Origin of the sequence: Oceanobacillus sp. J11TS1, from assembly GCF_018333215.1 — a bacterium.
Taxonomy (GTDB): Bacteria; Bacillota; Bacilli; order Bacillales; family Amphibacillaceae; genus Oceanobacillus.
The window spans coordinates 20,075-43,939 of sequence record NZ_BORO01000030.1; the positions used below are offsets into that span (position 1 = coordinate 20,075).

Consider the following 23,865-nt stretch of genomic DNA (forward strand, 5'->3'; position numbering starts at 1 on the left):
ATCTCTTAAATTCCGATTCTCTGCCATTTGAGCTCATCAGATTCGTTAAAATAGCTTATAGTCACGAATAGTCAAAATTCTGCACGTGTTTGAATTTTTTTGATACCAATCAATTGGATTATAGAGTGACACCTAATATATTATTTTATACACAGTTGCCAGATGGCTAAAGATTTTAACTAGCGCATTTATTCTATCCCCCTTAAATGCACACACTTTCCATGGACACCATCCTGTTTAGCTACCACTCACAATCGGCACTCAAATATAACGTCTTTACAAAAATCCTTATTTCTTATAAAATTTAATACATATAAATCCTATTAGTTTGATAAGGATAAGGAGGTATTTATCTTGCAACAACAAGCAACTGTCCCATCAAAGACATTCGTTAAACATACAACAACCACTATAAAAGAACTCCAGCCGGTTCAAAAACCGCTTTTAACAATTGGAATTATCGCTTCCATCATTTTATTTATAGCAATTGTTAGCACGACTGGTATGGTGCAGGGAGTTCTTTATTTAATAGGAATTGCATTAGGTGTTACTTTATTGCATGCACGCTTTGGGTTCACTTCTGCATTCAGACGGCTTATGTCCGTTGGAAATACACAAGGGCTCCAAGCGCATATGCTTATGCTCATGGTTGCCACCACATTATTTGCTATTATTCTTAGTACCGGCTTTACTTTTACCGGAGCTGATCCCGCGGGATTTGTTTCTCCAGTAGGGGTAAGTGTCCTTTTTGGATCGTTTATATTTGGGATTGGCATGCAGCTTGGAAACGGCTGTGCCTCTGGAACACTTTATAATCTCGGTGGCGGTTCCAGTTCCATGATTCTTACATTAATAGCTTTTATTATCGGCTCCACAGTCGGCGCACTTCATTTTCCATTCTGGATGAGCACCCCGTCGCTGGAACCATTCTCCCTTGCAACGTCGACAAACCTGGGATATGGCGGCGCTTGGGTGGTCCAAATGATTGCGTTTATTGTGATTTACTTTATTCTCGTGCAATTTGCGAAGAGAAAGAAACCTCCGATGATGAAGCCGCTCGTCACAACTAGCGGATGGAAGAAAATCTTTCGAGGAGCATGGCCGCTATTTACTGCCGGAATTATTCTAGCAATCTTAAATGCTCTGACACTAGCGGTACGCGGCCAGCCATGGGGAATCACATCTGCCTTTGCTTTATGGGGAGGTAAAGCCCTTGATTTTGTAGGTGTCGACGTAGCTTCATGGGGATATTTCCAGGGAGCAAATGGAACGGCATTGAGTCAAAGCGTTCTTGCTGACGCGACAAGTGTGATGAACTTTGGTGTTATCTTAGGATCCTTTATTGCTGCAACTGCGCAAGGTAACTTCAAACCTAAAAAATTGAAAGCCGGCCCGGCCAGCGCCGCTATCGTCGGCGGATTATTAATGGGTTATGGCGCACGTCTTGCCTTTGGCTGTAATATTGGTGCATACTTTGGCGGCATTGCATCGTTTAGCTTGCATGGTTGGGTATGGATGGTAATGGCAATGCTCGGCACAGGAGTTGCCTTATTTATCAGGCCGTTATTTGGACTCAATAATCCGAAGAAAAATGATTTATTCTGCTAGAAATGGAGATGAATACACGCATGCCCCACAGCGAATTTACAGTCTGTTTTTGGCGTTTGAAGTTGGTTGTAGCTAACTCTGAATAAGAGAATTCATGGGATTACAGTTCTCCGCTTAGCGGAAATCATTCGGGAAATCTATGTTTATACTTTCTAAAAAAACCTTTGAATCATTAGGCGATTCAAAGGTTTTTTATTGGATATTCTTGTAATAGACATTGTTTTATTTTTGAAGTAAATACGGCATATCTTGATCCTCTGGCAACAGGGAATCATAGTTTTCTGGACCCGCTTCACGGTCACGAAGTTCTTTAGCTGCATCCTCTAATACTTCTGGATGTTGCAGAACATCAATGATCGTACTGGCGATAGCTTTCCCTGCATAAAGCATACCTTTTTTCGCATAGGAGGTTTTCCCTTGAGATACGACCTGCCATGTATGAAATGGCGTACCAAAAGCCCACGTTGTTGCCGTCAGCTGTGCAGTTGGTGTCACCCAGCTGACAGCTCCAACGTCTGTAGATCCTGACCCTTTCACATACTCCGGTGCCTCGCGGTAGTCATTCACTTCATGTATAAGCGGACGTTCGGCAAGCTCCTTCGCTTTTTCCTTTCCAACAAGTGATGCAGCAAAAGCTTTATCATCTTTATTGAGTGTCTGGAAGTATTTTTTACTTAATTCCAGCTCTTCTTCTGTAAAATGCGGCTGTTCAAGTGCTTTCATATTTTTATGAAGCAGTTTATCTAATGTGGCATTTTGCACAAGATTAGAGCATACGCCTTCGATGCGATAGTCCATGGAGGTCTCTGTCATTAAGGCAGCACCTTCCGCAATTTTTATCAGACGCTTAAACAAATCCCGTGCTTGATCTGCATGGGGCGCACGTACAAAATAAGATACCTCTGCATTTTTTTGGACAACATTGGGAGACATCCCCCCAGAGTTAGTAATCGCATAGTGGACACGGGCTTCGTCAATCATGTGTTCACGCATGTAATTGGCGCCAACATTCATTAATTCCACAGCATCTAAAGCGCTTCTTCCCAGCTCTGGAGACGCAGCAGCGTGGGAGCTTATTCCTTTAAACGTAAAGGTGGAATGAATAACTGCCAGAGATGGTCCATGAAATAGGCTGTTCGAATAGTGCGGATGCCATGAAAAGGATGCAGCCACATCATCAAATAATCCCGCTTTGACCATATAGGTTTTTGCATACCCGCTCTCTTCTGCTGGACAGCCATAATAACGAATGGTTCCTTCCAGATTATTTTTTTCTAAGTATTCTTTTACCGCAACGGCCGCTGCCATTGAACCAACACCCAACAAATTATGACCACAGCCGTGTCCTGGTCCATTTGCTTGTACAGGTTCATATTCCGCGACTCCTGCTTTTTGACTCAAACCAGGCAGTGCATCATATTCTCCTAAAATCGCTATAACAGGACCACTGTTTCCAAAGCTTGCGGTAAACGCGGTAGGAATATTGGCCACTTCTCGCTCTACTTGGAATCCTTGTTCCTCCATAAAATCAGCTGAGTATTTAGACGATTGGTCTTCCTCAAAGCGAATTTCAGGTGTTTCCCAGATTTGATCACTTACTTTAAAAAAAGCTTCCCGCTTTTGTTCAATAATTTCTTCAATTTCTTTTACAATATTCTTATTCATGGTTACGTTCCTCCCCTTCATCTGCAGCTTCCTTATTTATTTTATAATAAAAGATTATTATGTGCATTGTATTGGAATCCTGGCCTGATGCATGTGTTTAAATTACTCCCTGGATTCTTAAAACAATCTCTGCAATGACTGCTGATCCTAGAAATGTGCCTAAAAATACAACAGAACCAATCACAATGCTTCTCCACCCCAGTTTCGTAAAATCAGCTAAGGAATTTCCGATTCCAATAGCTGCATATGCTAAAAGTGGTGTTGTAAATGCCTGAATATTAATTGCACTGGCCCATTCGATTACTTGCGCAGACCCAGGCGTTATTGGCAAAGATAAGATAATAGAAATTCCGGCCACGTAAAGAATACCTGGTATCGTTTTCCACGGAAGAATCATTTTAAGTGTAAAACCTGCAGCTGTAATCAAAATGAGTATCAACATTCCCATTAATGCATCTCTAGGGATAACCTCATAGCCGATCCAATTTCCAATTAAAACAATAACTCCCGATAAAATTAAAGCTAGAACTGTATGATATAATTGCTTCGTCATGAGCCTGTCTCCTTCTTCTCAGCCGCTACTTCTATCTCCTCTTTAGCCGGCTTTCTTCTAGTTATTAGATAATACATTTTTTCTGCTAGTGGGAGAGCAATGAAAATAGATACAAAAAATCCTGTAGCGACGGATAAAATCATACTGGCGGAGGCTAATGATTGAATTTCTGCTGCCATCTCTGGATAAACAGCACTCAAAGAACTACTTGATGCAGCCATCATACTCGCACTTCCAACTCCTGAAGCCATGGCAAGTGACAAAGGATTCAGCGGTGTAAATGTCGCTAATAAAGTAGCCATCAATCCGAAAAACACAGCCCCAAAAATAGAACCAAATAGATAAATAGAAAATACACCTCTTGTTTCAGGTGAATCAAAGCCAAATTTATCATTGATGATTGCAAGACTGCCTTCTCTTGCAATAGAGAACGTCATTCCGATAGCTTCACGTTTCACCCCTAATAATATTGCTAGAGGCAGACCTAATAATACGGTACCAAGATTTCCGATTTCTTGAAGTAAAATTGCTGGTCCAACTTGCACAATCATGCTAATTGCTGGTCCAATATTTAGGCTGACCTTTGCAACAAGTAAACCGATTAATGCGGTTGTTAAAGTTTCCGAATGCTTGAATTGCTTCTCTTTAATCACCGGTGTAAATACAAAAGCAATTCCTAAAATAAAAGCATAAATCATTGGCAGTATGAGAATCATCCCTGCCCCCACTTCAAATGAGAGCGCACCAATTGTTTCTGCAACAAGCACAATTAATAGGACAACACCGTGGAGGCGCCAATCTTTTAAATATCCTGGAATTTGTTTGAGCATCTAGCCTTCCTCCTTTTAATTTCAGTTCATTTTTTACGTCGTTTAGGCGGCAATAGTTGTTCCTCCGGGAAGAGGGATTGATACTCTTCTAACTCAATTCCCCGTATCTGCAGTTCTTTTGCAGTAGCTTCCTGATTGAAGGCACCTTTTTTCTGTAATCATGTCTTATTCGCCCCCACATTCTAATTTCAATAATAATCTTATAATAAACATAATTACAATAATAGTGTATAATTCTCTATAATTACGAAGGACAAATGGATATTTATCTATATTACTCTTTTAGGGAGGATTATAATGAGCATTCAGTTAGCACATTTACTCGAAAATATACCCTATCAGCTTTGGAAGCAGATTAGTACACATCAATTTAAGCAAATTGATAACAATTCATTCTCTGTTTATGAACCGCCATCTTTTTTTCCGTTAAATACAAATGATATTGCCTATACAGATGGAGGATTAAAAACTAGTAAAGACATTCATTTTCAATATGCACATGGAATTCGTTATGTATTAAGAATTCCATCCTTTCATAGGATTTCTAATGATTTAGAAAACAAGCTTTTTGAATTACTGCCTTTCTTTGCGCATAAGGCCATGGAACAAACACAAAAAAAGTTATTACAAAATTTATATGATAGCATCAATGCTATCACATCCATAACTAATCTAGATGAATTGCTTTCTAAAATTATCGATACTACCATGAAAGTTATTCCCGAAGCAGATGTTGGCGTTCTCTGGGTATATGATGAACAAGATAAATGCTTAAAGGTTCGAAAAACCTCTTCCTTGGTGGATGATGTCACGATGAAATCTATGAAAATGAAGTCTGGTGAAGGTATGATTGGAACTGTTTTTCAACAGGGGGAAGCTAAAATTTACCGAACAAGCAGTGAGATTTTTCAGGCAAGTGCAAATATGTCGGCAGATAACTTAAGCTATTTAGAAAAAGCCTATTCTTTTACGAATGTAAAATCTGTCTTATGCGCTCCCGTAAAAGTTCAGCAAAAAACGAAATGTGTACTGATTCTTTATCAATTTCATCGAGTAACGTTTGATGAGCCTGATTTGGAATTATTAAAAACCTTTGCTAATCAAGTAAGTATCGTTTTGCACAATACAAATATCTTCGAAGCAATGCAAAATCAAAATCAGCTTCTCCAAAAACGAGCAGAGATTCATGAACGTCTCGTACAGCTTTCCTTGCTAAATAAAGGGATAGATTTTATTAAGCAAGCTTTTGAAGAGATTATTGGTTTTTCTTGTTCATTAGTAGATGCTTTTAACTATTCGATTGATCAAAGGGAGTCCTTATATATCGTTGACCGACATCTTGAAAATTTAAATAAAAATGAAACTTTGAATACGCCATTTTTTGTCCATTCCCCAAATAATGATGTCTATCAAGTTTATCCTATTATCAACTTAAATACTTGCTTGGGATATCTTATTTTTGATGCAAAAATAGAATTATCCGCCACACAACGAATGGTATTGGAACAAGGAATTCCTTTACTGACACTTGAATTCATTCATCGAAAAACGGAGACTGAAAATCAATTTAAAGCAACGGAAGAAGCCTTCCAGCATTTATTACTTGCGGAGACAAGTGCCGAACTGCGAAGGGCAGCAAAGCAACTCAGATTGGATGATACGAAACCTGTATTTTCACTTATTTTCGAAGTATCATTTGATGTAAATCCGTCTTTTACAAACCTTTATATGCAGCGTTTTATAAATTTCATTCAGCATCAGTTGGGAAATCAATTAACGATACTGTACACACAAGACGCCTTCATCGTTACTTTGCTGCATGCTTCATCAGTGAAGGAAACGGAAACACTTGTTTTAAAAATTTTCTCCGACGCTTCTTCCATAAAAGTGCGTACAGGGATAGGAACAAAAGCTTTGCGTTTGGGACAAATCGGCAAAAGTTATAAAGAAGCCTATAAAGCGCTGAACCAATTACAAGAAAAATCCATATGGCAACAATCTTTAAACTTTAAAGACATCGGAATAAACCAGCTCTTTCTCTCACAGCCTGAAGAAGAGATACGTGCTTTTGTCAATGATTTTTTTGACCCGCTTATCATGTCAAATCGAACTGATACGCATTTGTGCGAAACTTTGCAGGTTTATATGCAAAACAATCGTAGTATCAGCCAAACTGCAGAAGCACTTCATATCCATGTAAATACGTTATATCAGCGGCTTCACAAAATTGAAAGTTGTCTTCAAATTTCTTTGAAGAATGCAGAGGATGCGTTAAAGGCTCAGCTTGCTTGTTATTTAAAAGAGAATTGGGTTACAGAAATTTAACTATTTTTAAGCAAATAAAAGAAGCTCGGTCATGTTCGAATGTCCTGACCGAGCCCCGGATGCAAATTTAGTTTTTCAGTTAAACAAGTATATCCATAAACTTCAATTGATTGACTGCCTTTCTTCCTCTTTCCGTTAAATTTTATATTGAGCTGCATGCTGCTTAAAGTAATTGATAACATGGTTTCGAAAATCCTTTACAGCTGGCGTCAGCAATCGACCTTTCACCCAGGATATACCTACTGTAAAAACAGCTTGATTATCTGCAATTTTAACAAACGATAAACCCAATTTTCGGCACACAGAGATAGGTAATAGGGCAAATCCCCGGTCAAGTAGCATAATCTCTTCCAAGATTTTCGATTCAACTTCAAAATGATTTTTCGGACTAAACCCTGCTCGCTTACATAAATCAACTGTGAATTGCTGATACGTTTCATTATCTGCAAGAGCTACAAATGCTTCATCAGCTACTTCATGCAAAGAGACTTCTTGTTGATTTGCTAAATACTGATGCGTTGACGGGTAGGCCAGAACAATCGTTTCTTCAATCAGTACTTTGCTATGAATTGCATTATCCCTGATAGGTGGCCCTGCAATCCCTAAATGAAGCTTTCCTTGTTTTAATTTCTTTTCTATTTCCTTTCTCCCTAATAATCCTTGCCTGATTTTTGCATCTTGGCGTTGCCAAATATAATCCTGCATGACCCCGGATAAAAATCTCGGATTCGAAATCGCAATCTGTATCAGCTGTTCTCTTTCTTCTTTTTTCAATCGTAAATCAAACTTCGCATTTTCAAGCTCTAAAAAAATTGCATCCACATGCCTTAATAAAATTTCTCCTGACTCACTTAATACAATATTTCTCCCTTTTCTTTGAAATAATTTCGTGCCTAATTCATCTTCTAAGCGCTTGATTGTCAAGCTTAGAGAAGGCTGGGCAATTTGCAATCGGTCAGCTGCTTTTGACATATGCTCTGTATGCTTTTAGCGGTCTTTCTGCTGCACTTAATACCGAGTATGAAGGAGTACTTGACCATGAGGCAAGTATGATCAGCGCTGCAAAAATTGCAGATGAAACCATTAAAGTCGGTCATGCAAACGGCATTACCTTTGTTAAAATGGTTTGAATGGATATTTCTTCCCTTGAAATTCATGAGGAAGCAGATATTCCTAAACGTATCGACACACTTCGCAAAGCAATGGAACCATCAAAATTATTAAAAGCAAGTATGCTACAGGATTTAGAAAAAGGACGTATTACAGAAATTGATTTTATTAAGTGTTTTCCTGCCTATGCGAAAGGACATCGTATTTCTACTCCATATAACGATATAGTCGTTCAGCTAGTTAAAAAAGCAGAAAAAACTGGAGAGTTACCTAATTTTGATACAAATATAACTTATTTCGAAGAGCTGAATAAACAATAATGTATGAAAAAAGAAGAAGACGTCAAGCAATCAACTGGCAGAGGTCTTCTTCTTTTATTTATATGAGCCTGTCAAATCATCTAACTTCAGCTTTCAAATATTGCAGGCTCCTACTTATCAGGATATTTCTCCTGTAAAAACTGCACAGACTGCATAATCAATTCCCGCAAGACCGCTTCATCCACATCGGCCAGCTTATTAATATAAACGCAAGCTTTGCCTGTTGTGTGCTTCCCAAACTTCTCCAGCAATTTTTCACGCTCCGTATCTCCGGTCGCAAAATAAAGACTGATTTTTGCTTTACGTGGAGAGAAGCCAACTAATGGTGCATCTCCCTCATGGCCAGAGTCATACGTATAATGGTATTTTCCAAATCCGATAATGCTAGGTCCCCACATTTTCCCTTCCATACCCGTCGTTTCTGTAAATATATCCAGCAAACGATAGGCATCCTCCCGCTTGCGTGGCTGTTCTACCTCTTCAATAAATTCAATCACACTGTTATCTGTTTCCTTTGTTTTTAATTGATACATTATTCTTCTCCTTTAAAAGCTTCTTGTAATGCCTGTATATCTAATTTTTTCATAGGCTGCATTGCCTGATTTACTCTCTCGATTTGTGCCTGTGATGCGTGTTCGCTCATCATTTCATCCAAGTCGCGTGGAACAATTTGCCAAGAAACACCATACCTGTCCTTTAACCAACCACATTGTTCTGCTTCAGGGACGGCCGATAAATGTTGGAAATAATCATCCATCTCTTCTTGTGTATCACATTTTACTAACAAAGAAACGGCTTCATTAAATTGGAAATCATGCTTCATGGCACTATCCATTGCTGCCAGCCAGACATTTTCAAGCATAAAATCAGCAAACATCACCGTACCTTCCATGTTTGGGTCCATACCTGCGGGATAACGTGCAAACACTCCTTGCTTGCTGCTGTTAAAAATGGATAAATAAAATTGAATCGCTTCCTCTGCTTTTCCGACATTTTCATTTACAAACATCATGGATGGCAATATTGGCGGCCTTTTTTCTCCTTCTGGGTTTGTCAGGATAAGCTGCCAGGATACTCCATATTTATCTTGAACCCATCCGTATTTTTTACTAAAAGGATACGCATCAAACGGCATAAGCACCTGCCCGCCATCGGATAACTTCTCCCAAACTTCTTCCATCTGCTGAGAAGCATTTTTATCCCGTGCCGGATTGAAGTTTACCATAAAGGAAATGGATGGATTAAATGAAAAATAAGGTCCAGCACTAATTGCCATAAAACGCTGTCCCCATAAGTCAAAGGAAACCAAATCGCAGTCTCCAGATGGTGTATCTGTAATAACAATTTCACTAACTATTTGAGACTCTGGAAAAACAGATGTGTAGAATGTCGCTGCTTCTTTTGCTTCTCTATCAAACCAAAGATGCGGAACAATATTTTGCGTAATCGTTGTCATTATTTTAGCTCCTCCAATGGATAAAGATAATTTAACTATATCATTTTTACCTTGCTTCCCGCTTCTTCTAACCTCTCTCGGCGCTATTCAGCCGAGGCACGCCCATTAATCTGAAAATTATTTCTTTATTTTCCTTAATCAGATGCCTAGACATAGGTAGATCTCTTCCTCTATGATAGTGCTATTGTTTTTTTAGTTAGACAGAAAGGAGTTATCTAATGACTTTAAAATATTCCCGAAATATGGTTCTACTGATATTTATGATTGGTACATTTGCGATTGGCATGACGGAATATGCAGTGACTGGACTATTAACGCAATTTGCTGCTGACTTAGATGTAGCAGTCTCTACAACAGGATTATTGCTTAGTGTTTATGCTATCAGCGTCGCTATCTGTGGTCCGCTGCTTCGGATACTGACAGTTAAATACTCTCCAAAGCCATTACTGATCTTACTGATATCTATTTTTATAATAAGTAATATGATTGCAGCAACAGCACCCAATTTTGAGATACTTCTTCTCTCCAGACTTCTTTCTGCAACGATGCACGCACCTTTCTTCGGGCTAACCATGAGTATGGCAGTAGATATTTCTCCTCCTCATAAACGCACAAACTCCATCGCCGCGGTCCAGGGAGGACTTACAATTGCTGTTATGCTGGGGGTCCCGTTTGGTTCTTATATTGGCGGGTTGCTTGATTGGAGACTCGTATTTTGGTTTATTGCACTAATGGGCGTCATTAATTTAATCGGAATTGTGTTCGTTACACCGAATATCAAGCAAAAAGAAATTCCGAAATTAAAGAATGAATTAGCTATATTAAAAAATAAAAATGTCTGGATGCTGATTGCCGTGATTGTCCTAGGTTTTTCCGGTGTATTCACTGCTTATACATTCACAGAACCGATGCTGAGAGAACTCGCAGGCTTTGATGTGACAGGCATAACGATTGGATTATTCCTTTTTGGACTCGGTGCAGTTATAGGGAACTTCGTATCTGGAAGTTTTCAACCGGAAGTACTGACAGAACGCTTAATTGTAGCGATGGCTATTTTAGGCACGGTGCTTATCAGTTTCACCTTCTTACTCATGAATCCATTCTTCACCTATGCAGCTTGTTTCCTATTTGGTGCCGGCACGTTCGGAACAACGCCGATATTGAACGCAAAAATAATTCTTGCAGCAACAGAAGCTCCAGCCTTATCAGGTACCATCGCTGCATCCGTATTTAATCTGGCAAACTCGATTGGAGCAACCTTAGGCAGTCTATTACTGACAAATCATTTTTCTTTCCGGGAAATTACCTTTGTCGCTGGCGGTATGATTTTCTTTGGGGTAATCCTTATGTTTATAACGCATAAGATGGAGGATAAATCTTTATTTAGAGCTCCAGAAGAGGTTTATGAATAATATATGATATAGGGAAAAGGACGGCCATATTCAATTATGAGTTGTCCTTTTCCTTTAATAATCATCTTGACACGCAGATTCTATAATGATTTTACAAGCTTTATTTCATCATTAATTGGAATTCCATCATTACCAATTAAGGGAATGGAAGACTTTATTTCTCTAGCTTTTTTTACTGCATCCGTGAACACAGCCTCTATTTTATATCCTCTTTTCTGATAAAACTTTAAAGCGTTTAAATTATCATTCGTAGTCACCAAAGATATCAACTTTACCCCATATAACTGTAGACGCTTCTCCACTTCAGCCATTAATAACGACCCTATTCCTCTTCCTTCACAAATACTATCTAATGAAATCACTTCTGCTTCATTGCCATGTATTACATAGGTTACTAACCCCAACACTTTATGGTTTTCCTCGAATATAAAGCCATCCAAGCTATCACAATAATAGACTCCTGATGAAATAACCATTTCCGAGCCATCCCAGTGTTCTTTGAAAAAACCGATAACTTTTTGTCTATTTTCATCAGAAATTTTCACAATCGACATCCTTTCATCCCCTTCTGCAATAAGTTATCTATTAATGTTTTTTGATAAGTATCTTCTCTCGTAATCTTCCATAATCTCCCTCTATCATTTATGAAAGAACCCAACGTTATATATTAATATAAAAACTAGCTGTCGACTTGAAGGAAAAAGTTCAATTATAGAGGATAGTTTTTTATACGAAACATGGTCTCTGTAACGCTAACAAAGAGATTTCTTTGCTCCTCCCTTTTCCAATCCTCTTCCACTTCCGCCATCAGCCACATTACTTCGTCTAAGAATACATGCAAAACGGTTTCTTCCCAGGCGTTTATTTCTATAGTTGTTAAAGTCTGATGCTTTAAGTAACCTTCTAAAAATAGTTTCCATTCTTTCGGTGTAAAAGTACGGTTAGGTGCTGAAGATAATTCATTGTGAAACAATAATAGTGCCAATGCTAAATCAAAAGTGCGCGGAATCCACTTAGCATTATCCGGATCAATAAGCACAGGCCTGCTTTGAAAGACAAGATTATTCGCTTTATAATCATGGGGAGTTTCGACCCAGTTTAATGCGGTACTTTTTAATTTCCGCTGATTTTTCACTGCTCTATGCAATTGATCTTTCAGTTTGTGGACATCCATATCCACCTGATAAGCACGAACAAAATGACTAATTTTCTTCATATGTTCCTCTACTTCATAATGAAAAAAGTCAAAGACATCGTACCGACTCAAACCAAAATTATTTCCTGAAGAAGAAAGTGCATGGATAAGTCCAAGTAGCTCTCCTGCCTGGATAATTTCTTTGTCTGTCCCCTGATAATCTCTTCCATTTATAAATGGATAACAAATATAACATGCATCATTTATTTGCTTTGGGTTGCCATTGTTTAAGTTTACCGGAGTTACAATGGGTATACCATTTTCTTTTAAATACATGCAATATCTGACAAGACTCCATGCTTTTTCCAAAGGGTATTGCGTTCGCTTTATAATATAATTTTGAATCTTATAGACTGGAGAAAATGGGTAAATACTTTCTTGTTCTTCTGTTACGTAAAATCCAAACTCTTTTAAAATAGCTATACTGCTCATACTCTAACCTCCTCGCACTTTAAAATCATTAAGGTTACTTGAAAATTCTGTTTATCAAACCTATTATAACTTAGACTTCACCAATAATGAATTTAAAGAAATAAAAAGCAAAAGCACTCTCCCTATTACTAAAGGAGAGCACTTCACAAAATGACAGTTTAATATATTCCTATTTTATTTATGAAATAAAGAAACTTAAACCAAACACAACAAAGAATCCTACCAAACCAATAAGCGTTTCCATAACAGTCCATGACTTGAGTGTATCTTTCTCTGTCATCTCAAATAATCGGTTTACAAGCCAAAATCCAGAATCATTCACGTGAGATAAAACAGTTGCACCACATGCGATAGAAATAGCAATTAACGCCAACACAGGCTGTGAAAGATCCGTCATATCAAGGATAGGAGAAATTAATCCTGCAGCTGTGATCATTGCTACTGTTGCTGAACCTTGCGCGACACGAACAAAAGTAGCAATCAGAAATGCAAGCAGGACGAGAGGAAATCCGGAAGAAGCCAATAGTTCTCCCATAGCATCGCCGACACCGCTTTGGATGAGTACTTCTTTGAAAACACCGCCCGCTCCTGTTATTAAAATAACTATTCCGGCAGGTTCAAGTGCTTTTGTGGTAATTGATTGCATTTCGTTTTTAGAAAGACCGCGACGTTTACCCAAGAAATATATAGATAGAAGCGTTGCAATGATTAGGGCAACAAATGGATGTCCAATAAACGTTACAACTTCCTTTACAACGCCCTCTTCCAGTAGAACGCCCCCTGCCGTATTGAACAAAATTAATACTAACGGTGAGAGGATAAGGAAACAAATTAATCCAAAACTAGGAAGTGGCTTTTTCTCCTCTTTATCTGCCTTTTTTCTCGCTTCTTCCTCAGCAACATGTTCAGGAACGCTAACATGAATTTTATTCCCTATATAGCGACCAAATATCGGTCCAGCTACAATCATTGCTGGAATCCCGGCAATGACACCAAATAACATCATCCATCCTAAATCAACGCCTAGCACGGATGCTACGGCGATAGGCCCTGGTGTAGGCGGTATAAAGCTATGGGCTACTGCCAACCCTGCCAGGAGCGGAATTCCGTAGTAAAGTAAGGATTTTCGCGTACGTATTGCCAAACTATAAAGTATCGGAATTAGAATAACAATAGCCACATCTAAAAACACTGGAATTGCAACAACAAAACCTGTTAAACCAAGCGCCCACTGCGATCTTTTCTCACCAAATTTATCAACAAGGGTAAAAGCAAGCCGCTCAGCACCGCCAGATGTTCGAAGTACTTCTCCAAACATCGCACCGAGTCCAACTACAATCGCAATAAAACCTAAAGTGCCGCCCATCCCATCTTCCATTACTTCCAGCAGAAAACTAGGATCCATTCCTGTAAAGATCCCAATGAAGATACTCGCAATGAGCAATGCCAGGAATGCTTGCATTTTTGAATGCATAATCAAATATAAAAGCACAGCAATTCCTATAATTGTTATAAGTATTAAAGCTGTTGAAGACATCTATTTTCCCCCTTCTTTATTTATTTTTTACCATTCTGCTACACTATGATCTTTATGACGCCAAATTGGATTTTTCCAATCATGTCCTTTTTCTGCCATGGCTCGTACATGTTCTTCATTGATTTCAATCCCTAAACCTGGGCCATTCGGAATATCGACATATCCATCCTTATATTTGAATACGCTGTCATCTTTTAAATAATCTAGTAAGTCAGAGCCTTTGTTATAATGAATTCCCAAACTTTGCTCTTGAATAAATGCATTATGGCATGTAGTATCAACTTGCAAGCACGCAGCTAAGGCAATTGGTCCTAAAGGACAATGCGGTGCTGCCGCTACATCAAATGCTTCTGCCATAGATAGGATTTTTTTATTTTCTGTAATCCCTCCAGCATGAGATAAATCAGGCTGGATAATATCAGCATATCCGTCTTTTAATAGATTTTTAAAATCCCATTTAGAATACATTCTTTCCCCAGTAGCTATTGGAATCACCGTATGATTGGCAATCTCTCGCAATGCTTCATTATTTTCTGGTAGAACTGGTTCCTCAATAAACATAGGTCGAAATTGTTCCAGCTCTTTTGCTAATATTTTTGCCATTGGCTTATGAACACGCCCATGAAAATCAATACCGATTCCGATATAAGGAACGACTGATTCACGAATAGCTGCTACATTTTCTAGAACCCGATCGATTTTTTCGTAGGAGTCGATATATTGCAGTTCATCCGTACCATTCATTTTGATAGCAGTAAATCCTTTATCAACAACTTCCTTAGCGGCTGCTCCAACATCAGATGGGCGATCTCCGCCAATCCATGAGTATACCCTAATGGATTCTCTTGCCTTTCCTCCCAACAGCTGGTGGACTGGAACGTTTAAATATTTTCCTTTAATATCCCAAAGTGCTTGGTCGATACCAGAAATGGCACTCATTAATATAGGTCCACCTCGATAAAATCCTCCTCGGTACATCACATTCCAATGGTCTTCAATCTGCAGCGGATCTTTTCCAACCAAATACTCCATCAGTTCAATAACTGCTGCTTTCACAGTAGCAGCTCGCCCTTCAATAACTGGCTCTCCCCAGCCGGTAACTCCTTCATCTGTTTCTATTTTTAAAAACAACCATCTTGGCTGTACTTGGAATAATTCATAGTTTGTAATTTTCATATTTTACTACCATCCTTTGTGTTTTATTACTTTTTACTTATCAGTAACTGCCTGGACGAATATTTGTGCTTTTTCTGTTAATGCTCGCAAATATGCTGTATTTACTTCCTCCTTTGTATTTACAAGAGAACTTCCAATTCCAAATGCTGCTGCTCCAGCCTTTTTAAAGTCAGCAATATTATTTTCATTGACTCCACCGGTTGGTATCAATGGAATGTGGGAAAGCGGTCCGCGTATATCTTTTATATATGCTGCACCTATACTCGCCGGAAATACTTTTACGAGGTCAGCTCCATGCTCATAAGCTGTCAATATTTCTGTCGGTGTAAAGGCTCCCGGAATACTTACTTTTCCATAACGCTTTGTCATTTTAATCGTTTCTGTACTTACTGTTGGCGATAAGATAAAATCTGCTCCTGCATCGATTGCTGCTTTTGCAGACTCTGGATCTAAAACCGTTCCTGCTCCAACTTTCATTTCTCGTCCAAGTGTTTCCTTGAGCAGCTTAATCCCCTCTAACGCATTAAGAGAATTTAGTGTCACCTCAATAAGACGGACGCCGCCCCCTTTTAAAGCGTTTCCAATTTGCTGCAGATCTTCTTTCTTTGCACCTCGGATAATCGCAATAACTTTATGCTGATAAATTGCTTCAAATGTATCCAAAATAACTCCTCCTTAACGATTCACATCATCGTATACTTTCGATTCCATAAACGCTTGCAGTTGATTTCTTGTAGGTAATCCTTCAATATCCCCATCGACCTGTGTTACCAAAGCTCCTACAGCACATGCTCGTTTTACAGCTTCTTTCCATGTTAATTCATCCAATAAACCAGATAGCAGCCCAGCCGCAAAGCCATCCCCTGCTCCAACAGGATCAACTACATATGGAACAGCATAAGCATCCACCATGCCGTTCTCTTCGCTATTTTCAAAGTACGCACCTTTTTCTCCCAGTTTAACTACAACTGTTCCTGCTCCAAGGTGCCTGCAGTGCTTGGCAATTTCTGTTGAATCCGTAGTCGTAAATAAAAATTCACCTTCTGCTTTCCCCGGTAACACAATATCAGATAAACCAATTATCTTCTTTATTAACTCCACTCCACTATCTATATCGAGTAATTTTTTCCTTATATTGGGGTCAAAAACAATCGTTACTCTTTCTTGTTTTGCTTTGTGAATAAGAGCAAAAATCGCCTCTTTACAAGATTTACTCAAAGCAGGAGTAATCCCAGTCACATAGAGATATTTTGTATCAGATACATCTACTTTTTCAATATCTTCTGGAGTCATTTTACTGGCAGCAGAATCTTTTCTGTAATAAAAAATAGAGGTTGTTTGCGCATTTGTTTTCTCTTTTAAGAAAATCCCAGTAGATGCATTTTTATCTTTTTTTACATACGTTGTTTCCACCCCTTCCCCACGTACAGCGCTTACAATCTTTGCACCGAGTTCATCATTTCCTACCTTGCTAATCCAGCTTGTCTGATGGCCCAGTTTTGCTAAACCAATTAACGTATTGGTTTCAGCTCCAGCAATTTTTGCCGAGAAATCATTAGCATATCGCAATTGTCCGCTTGTCTTTGGAGAAAACAAGACCATTGTTTCTCCAATACTTAAAACATCCATTTATACACCTTCCTCACTTACATATCCTAGCTTTGCTGAAATAACAGCGGCCGTTTGTTTTAAATGCTTTAAAATGGATTCTTGCTGCCTAAGCATCCTTTCTTTAGGCCCAGCTACACTAATTGCTGCTTGGATGGAACCCATGATGTCAAACACAGGTGCCGCTAAACAATAAAGACCATCTTCATTTTCCTCATCATCAATCGAATACCCTTGTTGTCTGTATTCTTGAAGTCTTTTCTTTAATTCTTCTTTACTTGTAATCGTCTGTTCCGTAATCGCTTTTAATTGAACAGTATTCAAATAATTGATTCGATCATTTTCATTCATAAACGCAAGAAATGCTTTACCAAGTCCTGTACAATATAACGGCTTTTGCCCTCCTAAGTAAGCTGAAGTTCTTATCGATCGGTTGCTATCAATCTTAGCTACGTAGACCAGTTCTTTTTCTACTAAAACGGCCATAAATACAGTTTCTTCAACTGCTTCCGTTAATTTTTTTAAAGAAGGATGACCTAAAGAAGAAATATCAAGAGATTCCATCGCCGCATTTCCCACCGGAATTAGTTTTGGCCCTAAAATGAATCGCTTCTGCTGATTAATAGACAAGTAATTTTCATGGAGTAAAGTTTTCACTAAACCTGATGTACTACTTTGTGGCAGCTGCAGGGTTTCACTAATTTCTTTAATCGTCATTCCATTCATGTTTGCACTTAATAATTCAAAAATCCTTAAAACACGTTCTGCTGACTTGACCGACATAACATCACTCCCATCACATATATGATTTAAAATCTTATATGTGATTTTTATATTTGAATTTTAACACGTCTAATTTGAAATAACAACCTTAAATTGAAAGCGCTTGATATTTTCCCATAAAAAATGACGGGAACCTTTTCTCCCATCATCTTTCTATCTCTTACCCATTTCTATTTTTTAGTACTAAACTCCTCAGCGAACCTATCACAGTTAAACCTTCTATCTCCTCCTCATGACCTTGGGGCTGAATATACACTGCATCCATCCCCAGGGATAAGGCCGGTGCAATTTCATTGATAAAATTATCGCCAACAGAAACAGCCTCAGAAGGTTCCATGTTATACTGTTCCATTAAGTACTCCATTAATTTCTTGGTATAGGCAGGTTTTTTAGCTGAAGTAATAAGGTGATCAAAAATATTGGTTAAATCCAGCTCATTCAATAACCGTGTCACATCTACCCTATCACTATTAGTCATCAAGACAATCTGTGTTTTCTCTTTTAATTGCAATAAATACGCACGAAGTCCTTCCAGCCTTTCTATCGTAAAATCGTCTGTAACCATAAATTCTTTTGTTGCCAGATAGCTGCTGTAATTTTCTTTTACGCCATAATGCTTTGCACAGGCAAAAGGAAGCCACCAGCCATCTCCAATAGCAACTAAATGATCGAAATCAAATTGCTGTGGTCCATGATAATATTCTCTCATTTCTGCTTCAGATATTTTTTCACCGTTCCAGCGATATGCTTCCGTTACCTCAAAAGTAAGAGAATTAATCGTTAAAATCAAATCGCGCTGCACATCATAGACCTTCCCGATAGAGACAAGGTGTTCTCCATCTTTCATTGCTTCATATTCCCGATAAAAATCAGCCTGTTGATCGGCTGCAACCTTCTCTTGTAAAAGTTTTGCATAATAATCAAAATGTGCTGTCCCCTCATATAAAGTTCCATCTAAATCAAAAATAACAAGCTTATATTTACTTAACATAACACACGCCCTCCTATTGCCTTTATCATAGCATATATTCCATTGGTTTCAGCATAAAATACCAACCAATTTAATATCTTTAGAATATTCATTAAAATTAAGTGGATTTCCAAATCACTTATAATGAACTTGAAACAAACTATATCATTTCAACTGGAGGGGAAGGTATTGTTAAAAAATGGGGCAATCGCATTATTCACGATTGTACTGGCTCTTATCTTGGCTGCTTGTGGTTCTGGTTCAGGGGATGAAGAGGATACACTTGTTTTAGGTTTTGTTCCATCTACAGACTCTGACAAAATTGCAGACAATATTGAGCCGCTTGTAGAACGCTTAGAAGAAGAACTTGGCCGTGATGTAGAAGGTCGTGTCATGACAAATTTTAGTGGTCTCGTGGAAGCTTTAGGCAATGATCAAGTCCATATCGGGTTTATTCCAGCTTTTGGTTATGTGCAAGCAACAGAGCGCTATGATCAAGTAGAAGTTTTTGCAAAGTCAATTCGTGAAGGGGATTCTTCCTACCGTGCTCAATACACTGTCCGTGCAGACTCTGGCATTGAAAATCTAGAGGATTTGGAAGGGAAAATTTGGGCATTTGCCGATCAAGGTTCTACATCAGGATACCTGTTCCCAGCGGCACAACTGATGGATGAGTACGGCGTAACAGATTTAGATTCTTTCTTTAGCAATCAAATCCAAACTGGATCGCATGATGCGGCATTAGTTACTGTTCTTGAAGGGGACGCGGACTTCGCGACAACATTCGAAGACGCTCGCACAAACATTGTTGAAGACTATCCAGAAGCAATGGATGAGCTGGTGCAATTAGACTTTACGGAAGCCATTCCGAATGACACAATTAGCGCCAACACAAATCTATTAAGTGAAGAAGAAATTGCCGAAATAAAAGATATTTTCCTAGAATTTAACGATGACGAAGAAATGATAAATGTAATGGATGAAGTTTACAACTGGACTGGCCTCGATGAAGCAACGCACGAAGAATATGAAATTGTACGTGATGTTTATCATAAATTCCAAGATCAGTTTGAAGAATAAACAATTACTCTAGCAAGCAGGAACATTACCGGATTCCTTCATGATTCTAAGGGAAAGAGATAATCTTTCTCTTAGAGTCTGCTTGAATAAGAAGGCTCTTCATCCTAAACTCCTGCTCATCCTGAGATAAAAGGAGAATTTCATTATGATAGAATTTAAGGATATTTCCCTTGTTTATCCAAATGGTACGCAAGGTTTAAAAAATGTCAATATCCAAATTAATCCTGGAGAATTTGTGGTTGTCGTCGGATTATCCGGTGCAGGAAAATCAACATTGATTCGCAGTATAAACCGTCTTGTGACACCAACGCATGGCGAACTGCTTATTGATCAAGAGAATATTTTAAATTATCGTGCCCGTGACCTTCGTAAACTCCGAACAAAAGTCGGAATGATTTTCCAAAATTATAATCTCGTGAAGCGTTCTTCTGTAATGAAAAATGTTATTTCTGGGCGCTTAGGATATACAGGAACACTTAGGAGCTTGTTTAACCTATATCCGAAAGAAGATATGGCTCTCGCCTACCGCAGTTTAGAGCGTGTAAACATATCTGAAAAATTATACCAGCGCTCTGACCAGTTAAGCGGTGGTCAGCAGCAAAGAGTTGCTATTGCACGTGTACTTACTCAGCAGCCAAATATTATTCTCGCAGATGAACCAGTGGCATCACTTGATCCGCCAACCTCGCATCAGGTAATGACCTATTTGCGGAAAGTAAATAAAGAAGATCATATCACAACCATTGTCAACCTGCATTTTATTGATATGGCAATGGAATACGCTGATCGTATTATCGGAATGAGAGCAGGTGAAGTCGTTTACGATGGGCCTGTCAGCGAGGTCTGCGAAGCAACATTTGAAGAAATTTATGGAAGAAAAATTCGTGATGAGGACCGGGTAGGAGGTTCTGATGATGCGTAAAACAAGTCAGCCAACATTGCAGGGCATAACATCCAATCAAACCAAAATACGGATTACCTCCATTTTCGTTATCGTGGTTGGTTTTTATCTGTTTACTTCCATAAAAACTGAATCTTCTCTTCTCGATTTATGGAATGGCAAAAATGGTTTTATAAATATTGCTCAAAATCTTTTTCCGCCAAATTGGAATTATGCATCCACTGTGTTGCCACAATTAATCGAAACGTTACATATGGCAATCATCGCAACCACAATTGCTGCAATAATCAGTATTCCAATTAGCTTGTTATCAGCTGCAAACCTCTTTCCAAATGCCTTTATTCATCAGCCAGTGCGTTTTATTATGAATGTATTGCGTACCATTCCAGATATATTACTTGCTTTAATCTTTGTAGGAATCTTTGGGGTTGGCGTCTTTCCTGGGATCATGGCTTTAATTATTTTCTCCCTGGGTTTACTCGCTAAATTAGTGTATGAAACCATTGAATCTATTGACATGAATCCGATTGAGGCAATACGTGCTTCTGGCGGAAATACACTGCAGGTGATTGGGTATGCAGTGCTGCCGCAAGTACTCCCTCAATTTGTATCGTTTGGTTTATATGTATTTGAGGTAAACGTCCGAGCATCTCTTGTGCTAGGTTTTGTAGGAGCTGGCGGTATTGGCCTTCTCTTAAATCAGCAAGTAAGCTGGGCGAATTATCCAAACGTCATGACGATTATTATTATCATCTTTGTATCTGTTGTTATTATTGATTACATTAGTAACAAATTAAGGGAGCGACTAATATGACAGAGTTTACGTTACCTCCTAAGCCAAAGAAAACAGCTTGGCAAAAGATGCGGCCATACCTCATTGGAATTATTCTTCTTGCCATTTATATCTGGACTTTTTCAAGTATCGAAATACGCTGGAGCCGTGTTTTCAGCCAGCATACAGTTGAAAGTTTAACACGTGTTATTCCGCAATTATTCTCTCCAGACTGGTCGGCCTTCGGAAAAGTAATGGGGCTTATGTGGGAAACATTGTTAATGGCTTATACAGGTACTTTAATGGCAGCAATATTGGCTGTCCCTTTTGGTTTTTTCGCTGCAAGTAATATGGTAAAAAATAAATTTTTAAACACAGCTTCTAAATGGGCATTGAACGCTATTCGTGCATTTCCTGAGCTTGTTTTAGCTTTAATGTTTGTAGCAGCTGTAGGACCAAGACCTTTTGCCGGGGTTATCGCCATTGCAATTGGCTCTATCGGAATGCTGGGTAAGCTATATAGTGAAGTCATTGAGTCGATTGATATGAATGTAGTGGAGGCTCTCGAAGCAAATGGGGCAAATAAACTCCAAGTACTTTTTTATGGAATCATTCCGCAAATTATTCCGGAATTCTTATCCTATGCGATTTATCGTTTTGAAATTGACGTCCGCGCCTCCACGATTTTAGGTATTATCGGCGCTGGCGGTATCGGAACCCTGATCACCATTGCGACAACCAACCGAAATTGGTCTGAAGTGGGTCTAATCTTAGTGGTTATTATTGCCGTCGTAACATTGATTGATATTGTGAGTGCGCAAATTAGAAAACGATTGGTTTAAGTTTCGAGCTGCGTTTAGGAGAAAGAAGATCTCTTGTTGGAATTTTGGCTTCCATAGGATCTTCTTTTTTCTGTGCCTCAGGAAGCAGCTCACTCGATCTTTTTTATCATCCAATTCAGTGCAACTTTCGAACGCGCATAGTGTACCAACGGTTTCTCTTTTGTAACGTTCTCCGGTAAAAAGGGAAAAAGCGATTGATGTTTGATGTTTATTTTTGCATGCTTAACTGACCAACTTTCATGCTGAATGTCCCCACGATATAAATGACCTGATTTATATGTCCACATAATATACCGTTCCAATAACCAATAATCTAGCCCCTGCTTTTCTGGCTGGAAGAATTCATTTTTGGGGCAGTAGCTCGCTTTAAATTTTGCTGGCACCTTTCCTTTACGCGAACTATAGATATGATAGGTATCTGTTATTTTTTTCATCCTCATATCCGCATGATAAAAAGGAGCAGTTACCATCTTTGCGCCCAGGACAGCAGATAATTTATTGGTATCCATGCTGAAGAAATATACGCCTTTTTCTCCATTTCTTTTCACATACGTTCTTGCATTTACTTGCAGCATCGGACGTACATAAGGAATCCTTGGTAAATGACGCAATCGAACCCTGCTAATTTTAAAAGACACAATACTAATCCACGCTTGCCCATGATATGTATCTAGCTCTAACCCTTCTGGGAGATGATTCGCCAGCACTTCAGGTGAAATTGGCCAATGGATAAATAATAAATTCTCCCACTTCTGCAGCATTACCCAGGGGGAGAGTTCATTACTTTCTATTTTTCGCGTAATTTTTTTAAACATCATATGAACCCTTTCCCTGCTAATATGTATAATTGAATGTAGTTTCACTTTTATAAAAGCAAAGCAACCCAAACCTCGTTATTCATTATTCCACAATCTTTAGGATTCTAAAACAGAACTTGGGTGGATTGGCTTGGAGCGACTTTTTTCTTTTTGGAGCGCATTCTGATGGGGTTGGAGCGCTTTTTCATTTTGGGAGCGGTCCGGGATGGGGATGGAGCGCTTTTTCTTTTTTGGGAGCGGTTCGGGATGGGGGTGGAGCGCTTTTCCCTTTTTTCGAGCGGATTCTGATGGAGTTGGAGCGACTTTTTTCTTTTTGGAGCGCATTCTGATGGGGTTGGAGCGCTTTTTGATGACGTACAATAGTCTGTGTAAGATGAATAAATAGGAAAGGTAAGGTTATCCTACCCTTTAGTTAATCACGACAAAAACTAAGAAGAGGAGACCTTACCCATGTCTACTAGTATAACTGATA

General features: G+C 38.8%; 24 protein-coding genes. 9 read left to right on the forward strand and 15 right to left on the reverse strand.

Going from position 1 to position 23,865, the window contains the following annotated elements; all coding sequences use genetic code 11:
• The first annotated feature begins 354 nt into the window (after positions 1 to 354).
• Entirely contained in the window at positions 355 to 1,608 is a 1,254-nt protein-coding gene (locus KI343_RS17080; protein ID WP_212927628.1) for a YeeE/YedE family protein, read from the forward strand.
• Positions 1,609 to 1,830: 222 nt separating this feature from the next.
• On the opposite strand, the gene KI343_RS17085 is transcribed toward KI343_RS17080, so the two are convergent.
• The 3 genes from KI343_RS17085 to KI343_RS17095 all read right to left on the reverse strand — a co-directional run bounded on the left by KI343_RS17085 (position 1,831) and on the right by KI343_RS17095 (position 4,656).
• Positions 1,831 to 3,273 carry a M20 family metallopeptidase gene (locus KI343_RS17085; RefSeq protein WP_212927629.1) on the reverse strand — a complete coding sequence of 481 codons (1,443 nt, stop codon included), beginning with the start codon at positions 3,271 to 3,273 and terminating at the stop codon, positions 1,831 to 1,833.
• 97 nt (positions 3,274 to 3,370) lie between these two features.
• A complete protein-coding gene (locus KI343_RS17090) occupies positions 3,371 to 3,826 on the reverse strand; it encodes a hypothetical protein (protein WP_212927630.1) in 456 nt (151 codons plus the stop codon).
• Positions 3,823 to 4,656 (reverse strand): DUF3100 domain-containing protein, encoded by an 834-nt coding sequence (locus KI343_RS17095; RefSeq protein WP_212927631.1) that lies wholly within the window; start codon positions 4,654 to 4,656, stop codon positions 3,823 to 3,825. Before KI343_RS17095 ends, KI343_RS17090 begins: the two co-directional genes overlap by 4 nt.
• Positions 4,657 to 4,953: 297 nt before the next feature.
• Here KI343_RS17095 and KI343_RS17100 point away from each other — a divergent pair, with 297 nt between their 5' ends.
• Entirely contained in the window at positions 4,954 to 6,981 is a 2,028-nt protein-coding gene (locus KI343_RS17100; protein ID WP_212927632.1) for a helix-turn-helix domain-containing protein, read from the forward strand.
• 135 nt (positions 6,982 to 7,116) lie between these two features.
• Here KI343_RS17100 and KI343_RS17105 read toward each other — a convergent pair whose 3' ends face one another.
• Positions 7,117 to 7,953 carry a LysR family transcriptional regulator gene (locus tag KI343_RS17105; protein WP_212927633.1) on the reverse strand — a complete coding sequence of 279 codons (837 nt, stop codon included), beginning with the start codon at positions 7,951 to 7,953 and terminating at the stop codon, positions 7,117 to 7,119.
• Between KI343_RS17105 and KI343_RS20240 the strand changes: the two genes are divergently transcribed.
• Together KI343_RS20240 and KI343_RS17110 are read left to right on the forward strand one after the other, a co-directional pair.
• A complete protein-coding gene (locus KI343_RS20240) occupies positions 7,947 to 8,111 on the forward strand; it encodes a hypothetical protein (RefSeq protein WP_244857069.1) in 165 nt (54 codons plus the stop codon). The genes KI343_RS17105 and KI343_RS20240 overlap by 7 nt on opposite strands.
• The gene (locus KI343_RS17110; protein ID WP_244857071.1) at positions 8,112 to 8,411 is read left to right on the forward strand and encodes a ketopantoate reductase family protein; all 300 of its coding nucleotides are present in this window, start codon (positions 8,112 to 8,114) and stop codon (positions 8,409 to 8,411) included.
• 110 nt (positions 8,412 to 8,521) lie between these two features.
• Here the strand turns inward: KI343_RS17110 and KI343_RS17115 are convergent, their stop codons facing one another.
• Complete coding sequence (locus KI343_RS17115; protein ID WP_212927634.1) at positions 8,522 to 8,944, reverse strand: DUF1801 domain-containing protein; 423 nt, start codon at positions 8,942 to 8,944, stop codon at positions 8,522 to 8,524.
• Positions 8,944 to 9,867, reverse strand: coding sequence for a VOC family protein (locus tag KI343_RS17120; protein ID WP_212927635.1), 924 nt, complete (start codon positions 9,865 to 9,867; stop codon positions 8,944 to 8,946). The genes KI343_RS17115 and KI343_RS17120 overlap by 1 nt, the downstream gene beginning before the upstream one ends.
• A 218-nt stretch (positions 9,868 to 10,085) precedes the next feature.
• Here KI343_RS17120 and KI343_RS17125 point away from each other — a divergent pair, with 218 nt between their 5' ends.
• A complete protein-coding gene (locus KI343_RS17125; protein WP_212927636.1) occupies positions 10,086 to 11,279 on the forward strand; it encodes an MFS transporter in 1,194 nt (397 codons plus the stop codon).
• Between the two features lie 80 nt (positions 11,280 to 11,359).
• On the opposite strand, the gene KI343_RS17130 is transcribed toward KI343_RS17125, so the two are convergent.
• The 8 genes from KI343_RS17130 to KI343_RS17165 form a co-directional block, all read right to left on the reverse strand.
• Positions 11,360 to 11,833, reverse strand: a complete 474-nt coding sequence (locus KI343_RS17130; protein WP_212927637.1) for a GNAT family N-acetyltransferase — start codon at positions 11,831 to 11,833, stop codon at positions 11,360 to 11,362.
• 155 nt (positions 11,834 to 11,988) lie between these two features.
• On the reverse strand, positions 11,989 to 12,906 hold the full coding sequence (locus tag KI343_RS17135) for a phosphotransferase (RefSeq protein WP_212927638.1): 918 nt from the start codon (positions 12,904 to 12,906) through the stop codon (positions 11,989 to 11,991).
• 178 nt (positions 12,907 to 13,084) lie between these two features.
• The gene (locus tag KI343_RS17140; RefSeq protein ID WP_212927639.1) at positions 13,085 to 14,443 is read right to left on the reverse strand and encodes a GntP family permease; all 1,359 of its coding nucleotides are present in this window, start codon (positions 14,441 to 14,443) and stop codon (positions 13,085 to 13,087) included.
• 27 nt (positions 14,444 to 14,470) lie between these two features.
• Positions 14,471 to 15,619: a galactonate dehydratase gene (gene dgoD / locus KI343_RS17145; protein ID WP_212927640.1), complete on the reverse strand. Its 1,149-nt coding sequence runs from the start codon at positions 15,617 to 15,619 to the stop codon at positions 14,471 to 14,473.
• A 33-nt stretch (positions 15,620 to 15,652) separates the two neighbouring features.
• Positions 15,653 to 16,282: a bifunctional 4-hydroxy-2-oxoglutarate aldolase/2-dehydro-3-deoxy-phosphogluconate aldolase gene (locus KI343_RS17150; RefSeq protein ID WP_212927641.1), complete on the reverse strand. Its 630-nt coding sequence runs from the start codon at positions 16,280 to 16,282 to the stop codon at positions 15,653 to 15,655.
• Positions 16,283 to 16,294: 12 nt separating this feature from the next.
• Positions 16,295 to 17,248: a sugar kinase gene (locus KI343_RS17155; protein WP_212927642.1), complete on the reverse strand. Its 954-nt coding sequence runs from the start codon at positions 17,246 to 17,248 to the stop codon at positions 16,295 to 16,297.
• Positions 17,249 to 18,010 (reverse strand): IclR family transcriptional regulator, encoded by a 762-nt coding sequence (locus KI343_RS17160; RefSeq protein ID WP_212927643.1) that lies wholly within the window; start codon positions 18,008 to 18,010, stop codon positions 17,249 to 17,251.
• Positions 18,011 to 18,170: 160 nt separating this feature from the next.
• Positions 18,171 to 19,001: an HAD family hydrolase gene (locus KI343_RS17165; protein ID WP_212927644.1), complete on the reverse strand. Its 831-nt coding sequence runs from the start codon at positions 18,999 to 19,001 to the stop codon at positions 18,171 to 18,173.
• Positions 19,002 to 19,169: 168 nt separating this feature from the next.
• On the opposite strand from KI343_RS17165, the gene KI343_RS17170 reads away from it, so the two are divergent.
• From KI343_RS17170 to phnE (KI343_RS17185), 4 genes are all read left to right on the forward strand, one after another.
• Complete coding sequence (locus KI343_RS17170; RefSeq protein WP_244857073.1) at positions 19,170 to 20,060, forward strand: phosphate/phosphite/phosphonate ABC transporter substrate-binding protein; 891 nt, start codon at positions 19,170 to 19,172, stop codon at positions 20,058 to 20,060.
• Between the two features lie 145 nt (positions 20,061 to 20,205).
• Positions 20,206 to 20,982 (forward strand): phosphonate ABC transporter ATP-binding protein, encoded by a 777-nt coding sequence (gene phnC, locus KI343_RS17175; RefSeq protein ID WP_212927646.1) that lies wholly within the window; start codon positions 20,206 to 20,208, stop codon positions 20,980 to 20,982.
• Positions 20,975 to 21,775, forward strand: a complete 801-nt coding sequence (phnE, locus tag KI343_RS17180; protein ID WP_212927651.1) for a phosphonate ABC transporter, permease protein PhnE — start codon at positions 20,975 to 20,977, stop codon at positions 21,773 to 21,775. The genes phnC and phnE (KI343_RS17180) overlap by 8 nt, the downstream gene beginning before the upstream one ends.
• Entirely contained in the window at positions 21,772 to 22,575 is an 804-nt protein-coding gene (gene phnE, locus KI343_RS17185) for a phosphonate ABC transporter, permease protein PhnE (RefSeq protein WP_212927647.1), read from the forward strand. Before phnE (KI343_RS17180) ends, phnE (KI343_RS17185) begins: the two co-directional genes overlap by 4 nt.
• A gap of 89 nt (positions 22,576 to 22,664) precedes the next feature.
• Here the strand turns inward: phnE (KI343_RS17185) and KI343_RS17190 are convergent, their stop codons facing one another.
• A complete protein-coding gene (locus KI343_RS17190) occupies positions 22,665 to 23,393 on the reverse strand; it encodes a YqjF family protein (RefSeq protein ID WP_212927648.1) in 729 nt (242 codons plus the stop codon).
• Positions 23,394 to 23,865: the final 472 nt, after the last annotated feature.